At 42.0% G+C, this 6,370-nt stretch carries 9 protein-coding genes; all 9 read left to right on the forward strand.

Annotation, left to right across the window (positions count from 1 at the left end):
• A partial coding sequence (locus tag ACQRDX_RS08835) for a DUF1372 family protein (protein ID WP_427896511.1) occupies window positions 1–188 on the forward strand: 188 nt, incomplete at its 5' end.
• Window position 189: 1 nt separating this feature from the next.
• Complete coding sequence (locus ACQRDX_RS08840) at window positions 190–546, forward strand: DUF7448 domain-containing protein (protein WP_427896513.1); 357 nt, start codon at window positions 190–192, stop codon at window positions 544–546.
• A 10-nt stretch (window positions 547–556) separates the two neighbouring features.
• Complete coding sequence (locus ACQRDX_RS08845) at window positions 557–802, forward strand: hypothetical protein (protein WP_427896515.1); 246 nt, start codon at window positions 557–559, stop codon at window positions 800–802.
• The gene (locus ACQRDX_RS08850; protein WP_427883430.1) at window positions 799–1,116 is read left to right on the forward strand and encodes a hypothetical protein; all 318 of its coding nucleotides are present in this window, start codon (window positions 799–801) and stop codon (window positions 1,114–1,116) included. The genes ACQRDX_RS08845 and ACQRDX_RS08850 overlap by 4 nt, the downstream gene beginning before the upstream one ends.
• A gap of 75 nt (window positions 1,117–1,191) precedes the next feature.
• On the forward strand, window positions 1,192–1,614 hold the full coding sequence (locus ACQRDX_RS08855; RefSeq protein ID WP_024377658.1) for a DUF1492 domain-containing protein: 423 nt from the start codon (window positions 1,192–1,194) through the stop codon (window positions 1,612–1,614).
• A gap of 151 nt (window positions 1,615–1,765) precedes the next feature.
• On the forward strand, window positions 1,766–2,497 hold the full coding sequence (gene terS / locus ACQRDX_RS08860; RefSeq protein WP_322115956.1) for a phage terminase small subunit: 732 nt from the start codon (window positions 1,766–1,768) through the stop codon (window positions 2,495–2,497).
• Complete coding sequence (locus ACQRDX_RS08865; RefSeq protein ID WP_427883434.1) at window positions 2,466–3,764, forward strand: PBSX family phage terminase large subunit; 1,299 nt, start codon at window positions 2,466–2,468, stop codon at window positions 3,762–3,764. The genes terS and ACQRDX_RS08865 overlap by 32 nt, the downstream gene beginning before the upstream one ends.
• A gap of 11 nt (window positions 3,765–3,775) precedes the next feature.
• Window positions 3,776–5,287 (forward strand): phage portal protein, encoded by a 1,512-nt coding sequence (locus ACQRDX_RS08870; protein ID WP_289902904.1) that lies wholly within the window; start codon window positions 3,776–3,778, stop codon window positions 5,285–5,287.
• Between the two features lie 4 nt (window positions 5,288–5,291).
• Window positions 5,292–6,370 (forward strand): phage minor capsid protein (locus tag ACQRDX_RS08875; protein WP_427896517.1); only part of this gene is annotated, 1,079 nt, incomplete at its 3' end.

The following is a 6,370-nucleotide window of genomic DNA, read 5'->3' on the forward strand; positions in this document are numbered from 1 at the left end:
TCATCATCTACACCGTCGATAATGCAGGCGGTGTGATGGTAGGGCAAATCACAGACAAGGAAATCATAGAGGGACGCTACACCGTCACGGCTGAGGCTTATGGTAAGTTTTTAGTTACCAAAGAACAGTACGAAAGCCTCAAGGTCGGTGATGAAATCCCTGAGTATTTGAAGAAAAGAGGAAGTTGAGATGACAAAAACTATTGAATTACCAGATGGCTTTAGTATGTATGGCAGCAAAGATGAACGCTATGGATCACTAGAAGAACTGAAAGAGTTGCTACTCTACAAACGTATTGTAAAGTGGGACAAAGACTACTTAGAGCTTGAAGATGGAACTAAGGTCACTATCGAGGAGTCAGAAAGCGATTGTTGTGCTAGTGCAGGCGGAGAGTTCAAAGATGTCAAGCTAGACGCTGTTATCACTGATGTCAAAATTGGTGAACAAGTAAAAGAGGAAAGTGATTGGGGGACAACAACCAGTAAGAACACAGTCACTATTTATCATAATCAAAATCCTATAGCATTAGCAGAATGTGAGGCTTAGGAGGCAACCAATGAACAAGCGACAACGTAAAAAGATGTTTACCAGGGCTTTCTCCAAGGCTTATGATGAGAGTCTGGAATGGCAAAGAAAAAAAGAGCAGGTCTCTATCACGACAGTTAAGGATAGGAGAGGAAAAGTCTATATTATTACCTCTATCACCTCTCAAGTTGAAATCATGAAGAATTGGACCAATAGCCCTGAGGAAATTACCATAGAGGGCTACATGTTGAATAATGAAAGGATGGGATTGAAATGACACTATTTGATGAAGTACAGCAATTAAGTTCAGAAAGCTATAACAAGTGGTTTGAACGTTACTTTAAAAAATATGATTTGGAAAAAGTCATTAAGGAATCAGCTATGCAAGGGTATAGCGGCCATCTGATTAGTGTCTTAAAAGTTAAAGATGATTATACGAGACGAAGATTGGATGATGAAAGGACCCTTGAGAAAATCAAGGAATTGTTAGGAGATGATTTCAAAGTAGAGTATCATTCGACCTATAGTAAAAATACATTTACTGGTGAAGATTTTATAACCAACAAGCAAATTCATATCACATGGGAATAAAAAAAGCCAAGGCACTCTCTGCCCTGGCTGTGGTAAATAACTCACATACATTATACCACAAAAAGGAGACAGAGAGTGAACAAGGCTAAAGAGCTCTTGAATGAGCTACAAAATCTTGATATGGACATTCAAAGCCGTATAGACGAGATCAATGAGCTTGAGGCAGGTTTGCTCTCAAGCCCCAAGTGGACAGCAGACAAGGTCAAGGGTGGTCAGGCTAAAAAGGTTGATGATGTCTATACCCAGCTGATTGTCATGAAAGAAGCCATTGAACAGGACACTAATGAAGTTATTAACAGGAAACTTGAATTAGGTAGATTGATTAACAAGCTGAAAAATCCAAAGAGCAGGTCAGTCCTCAGAATGACTTACATTACTAAGATGTATGTTGATGATGTTTGTGACAAAATGGGTATCAGTAGAACCACTTTCTATACTTGGAGGAATACGGCTATCTGTGAGTTGAATGATGTGCTGGAACAAATGGAACTAAATTGAACTTTACAAAACCGTACTGAACAAATCAATACTTGTTAGCACAGTTTTTATATTCTGCTAGAATGGTAGTATCAAGAATTAAGGGTAAGGCACCTATGAAGTGTCTGCCCTTTTCTTTTTTCAAAACAAATAAACAGCAGGAGGTTTAGGCTTGGGTAGAGCAAGAGACCCCAACCGAGACAAAGCATTTGAAATCTATTCAGAGAACAATGGAAACATTGAACTGGTTGAGATTGCTGAGCGTTTGGGTGTTTCAGCTGGCACTGTCCGAGGTTGGAAAAGTAAAGACAAATGGGAACCTAAAATAAAAGGAACGTTCCAAAAGAAAAATACGGAACGTTCCAAAAATCCAAGGGGTGCTCCAAAGGGCAGTAAGAACGCTCTAGGACACGGAGCCCCTAAGGGAAACACAAACGCCCTCAAACATGGGCTGTTTGCTAAGTACCTCCCTCAAGAGGTTTATGAGATAGCACAGGAGCTATCAGACAAACAACCAATAGACATACTCTGGGAAAATATCACGCTGACCTATGCTAATCTACTGCATGCTCAGCGTATTTTATTTGTCCAAGATGTAGAGGATAGCGATACCTTTGTTACTAGTACAGGCAAAGCTGGTACAGGCTATGAACATCATACGGCATGGGATAAGCAAGGCAAGGCTTTAGCTGCAATAGCAAGGGCACAGTCAGAGCTTAAAAGCATGATTAAGACCTACGACGAGCTGACACGCTCACCTCTTGTCACAGAGGAGCAACGATTGAGGATTGACAACCTCAAGGCTCAGCTAGGCTCAGATGATGAAGATGATACGGTCATTACTGGATTTACGTTTGATAGGAGTGAGTACAATGGCGATACTGAACCTAGCAAAGTTGATTAACCCAGTATTTGATGAGGTGCTCTTTACACCCAAGAGCCATATTGTGTTAAAGGGTGGCCGTGCCTCTACTAAGTCCTCTGTGGTCTCTATTGATCTAGTAAATGATTTTATTAGTGACCCTCTGGGTAATGTGGTAGTCCTACGGAAAGTGGGAAAGTACCTGAGAATGTCTGTCTATGAACAGATAAGATGGGCCATTTATGAGATGGGGCTAGCCAATCAGTTTAAGTTTGGCAAGTCACCGCTACAGATTACCCACAAGAAAACAGGTACAGCCTTTTACTTTTATGGCGTAGATGACCCAATGAAACTCAAATCACAGAAGATAGCCAAGGGCTATGTTATGTCTGTGTGGTTTGAGGAATTGGCAGAGTTTGCAGGGCGTGAGGACATTGATATAGTTGAGGATACCTTTATCCGTCAAGAGCTACCTAATGGCAAACAGGTCAAGGTCTATTTCACATACAACCCGCCTAGAAACCCCTATGACTGGATAAATGAATGGGTAGCTGAGAAAGCAAGTGACCCTACCTATCTGATACATCACAGTACCTATCTTGATGACAGGCTAGGCTTTTTGTCTAGGCAGATGAAAGAGAAGATAGAAAGGTACAAGGAAACTGACCCTGACTATTACCGTTGGATGTATCTAGGAGAAGTTATAGGACTTGGTAATCATGTCTACAACATGAACTACTTTAAGCCACTAGACAGCCTGCCTGATGATGACAAGCTGATAGGTATATCATTTGCCCTTGATACAGGACATCAGCAGTCAGCTACTGCCTGTGGGGCTTATGGGCTTACTGCTAAGGGTAATGTTATCTTGCTTGATACGTTCTACTATTCACCAGCTGGCAAGACCATCAAGAAAGCACCTAGTGAGCTTACCGTGATGATCCATGACTTTATAGACAAGGTTATGAAACAGTACAGAGTGCCTAAGCTCAAGATGACTATTGATAGTGCGGAGGGAGCTTTGAGAAATCAATACTTTAAGGACTATGGCGAACGCTGGCACCCAGTGGCCAAGAAGAAAAATCAGACCATGATTGACATGGTTATCAGCTTACTAGCTGAGGGACGCTTTTACTACCTTGACATCCCTGCTAACAAGGTCTTTGTTGAGGAGCATAAGATGTACCGCTATGACGACAAGACTATTAACTCTGATGATCCAAAGGTTATCAAAGAAGATGACCATACGGTAGATGAGTTTAAGTATTTTGTCCTAGACAACGCTAGGGAGCTAGATTTGAAAGCCTAAAGGAGCTAACAATGGGAATAGTACAAACTATCAAGAATTTCTTTACAAGGAGTAAGTATGTGATGACCACACAAAACTTAACTAATATCACAGACCACCCTAAAATAGCGGTGTCTAGTGCAGAGTATGACCGTATCAGGGAAAATCTCAAGTATTTTGCAGGGCGTTATCCACAGATTGAGTATAAAGATAGCAACGGCACAAAACAAAAGCGAGATTTTAACCATTTACCAATAGGCAGGACAGCCTCCAAGAAGATTGCAAGCCTAGTATTTAATGAACAGGCTGAAATCAAGGTAGATGATGAGAAAGCTGATGAATTTATTCAGGACCAGCTACAGAATGACCGCTTTATCAAGAACTTTGAACGTTACCTAGAGAGCTGTCTAGCTCTTGGTGGACTTGCTATGAGGCCTTATGTTGATAAGGACAAGGTCAGGGTGGCGTTTATCCAAGCGCCAGTTTTCTTGCCTCTCCAGTCAAACACTCAAGATGTTTCTAGCGCTGCTATCATCACTAAGACAATCAAATCAGAGGGTAACAAGCAGAAGTATTACACGCTTATTGAATTGCATGAGTGGAGTAAAGATGACAAGTACACGGTAACCAATGAACTCTACAAGTCTGATAATCAGAATATTGTAGGAGCTAGGGTGCCATTGGCTGAACTCTATGAAGACTTGGAAGAAGTCGCTGACTTGAACGGTCTGAGCCGTCCATTGTTTACTTACTTGAAAACACCAGGTATGAACAATAAAGATATTAACAGTCCACTTGGTCTATCTATCTTTGATAATGCAAAGACTACGATTGATTTCCTGAACACCACCTATGATGAGTTCATGTGGGAGGTTAAGATGGGTCAGCGTAGGGTTGCAGTTCCAACTCAGATGATTAGCACGCAATACAACACGGACGGTGAGAAAGTCACAGTCAAGCGTGAGTTTGAGACTGGTCAGAATGTCTATGAGCAGTTTGACAGTGGCGACATGGACAAGGGTATAGGTATCACAGACCTTACAACCCCTATCCGCTCTGATGACTATATCAAGGCAATCAATGAGGGGCTATCCCTTTTTGAAATGCAGATAGGCGTATCAGCTGGCATGTTTACTTTTGACGGTAAGAGCATGAAGACAGCTACTGAGATTGTCTCAGAGAACTCTGACACTTACCAAATGCGTAACAGTATTGTCAGTTTAGTTGAGCAATCCCTAAAAGAGCTGATTATCTCCATGTTAGAGCTTGGGAAAGCCTATCAACTCTATAAAGGCAATATCCCAGACATGGACGCTATCAGCATTAACCTTGATGATGGTGTCTTTACTGACCGAAACGCTGAGCTTGATTACTGGATTAAGGTAGTTAACGCTGGCTTTGGTACTGATGTCATGGCTATTGAGAAAGTGCTCAACGTGACCCCTGAGAAAGCTAAGGAAATAAAGGCTGAAATTAGTGGCAATGCCATTGATAAGGCAAGTAGTGAGCGTAGCCCTGATGATGTGGGAGTGTATGGAGAGTGATTAGATGGCTGATGACAAGAAGAAACCAATCAATCTCAATGATGAGCAGCTTATGCTTGACGCTAGTCAGGTTGCAGACATCTATCATCAGCTTACTCTGGATCTATTTGACCAAGTTATAGACCGTATCAAAGAGCGTGGCTCTGCTAGTCTTGATGATAACCCCTACATTTGGCAACTAGAGAAAATGAATGAGATGGGGCTACTCAACGAGGATAACCTCAAGCTCATTTCAGACCGTTCAGGAATTGCCGAGGAACAGCTGAGGTATGTTATCCAAAACGAGGGTTATCAAATCTACAAGAACACCAAAGAGCAACTATTAGAGGCTACTGGTGGTGATTTTGTGGCTAACAGCCTCATACAGACCAATCTTGCAGCTTATGTCAATCAGACTATGGGAGATATTAACAACCTTATCAATACCACGCTACCAAAGAGTGTGAGAGAGGTTTACCAGTCTATCATTGAGGAGGCTACAGCAAAGGTTGTCACAGGTCTTGCTACATCAGACAAGGCTATTTCAGATACAGTCATGAAATGGGCCCAAAAGGGCTTTTATGGCTTTACCGATAGTCAAGGGAAACATTGGAAAGCTGATACCTATGCTAGACAGGTTATCAAGTCAACGGCTTGGCGTGTCTATCGTGAGGTCAGAATGGCTCCAGCTGAGGAGTTAGGGATAGATACCTATTACTACTCAAAGAAAGCCACAGCAAGGGAAATGTGTGCCCCTCTACAACATCAGATAGTCACTACTGGAGTTGCTAGAACTGAAAAGGGCGAGCGTATCCTAGCATTATCAGATTATGGATATGGATCAGCTGGAGGGTGTCTTGGTATCAACTGTTACCACGAAATCACACCTTTTGTGGTCGGTGCTAACTACAAACCTGATTTACCAGACAATCTCAAAGACTTAACGCCTGAGCAGGCTATCGAAAATGCCAACGTACAAGCCAAACAGAGAGCCCTAGAGCGGTCTATCAGACAATCCAAGGAATTTCTGCATGTTGCAGAGAAACTTGGAGACCAAGAACTGATAGACAAGTATAAGAACAAGGTAAGGGTACAACAGGGAGC

It is taken from the genome of Streptococcus sp. SGI.013 (genome assembly GCF_050315295.1).
GTDB lineage: Bacteria > Bacillota > Bacilli > Lactobacillales > Streptococcaceae > Streptococcus > Streptococcus porcorum.

Excerpts from the sequence above, each read along its gene's own strand:
- ACQRDX_RS08840 (WP_427896513.1), top strand. The coding sequence starts at position 190 with ATGACAAAAACTATTGAATTACCAGATGGCTTTAGTATGTATGGCAGC.
- ACQRDX_RS08845 (WP_427896515.1), top strand. The coding sequence starts at position 557 with ATGAACAAGCGACAACGTAAAAAGATGTTTACCAGGGCTTTCTCCAAG.
- ACQRDX_RS08850 (WP_427883430.1), top strand. The coding sequence starts at position 799 with ATGACACTATTTGATGAAGTACAGCAATTAAGTTCAGAAAGCTATAAC.
- ACQRDX_RS08865 (WP_427883434.1), top strand. The coding sequence starts at position 2,466 with ATGGCGATACTGAACCTAGCAAAGTTGATTAACCCAGTATTTGATGAG.
- ACQRDX_RS08870 (WP_289902904.1), top strand. The coding sequence starts at position 3,776 with ATGGGAATAGTACAAACTATCAAGAATTTCTTTACAAGGAGTAAGTAT.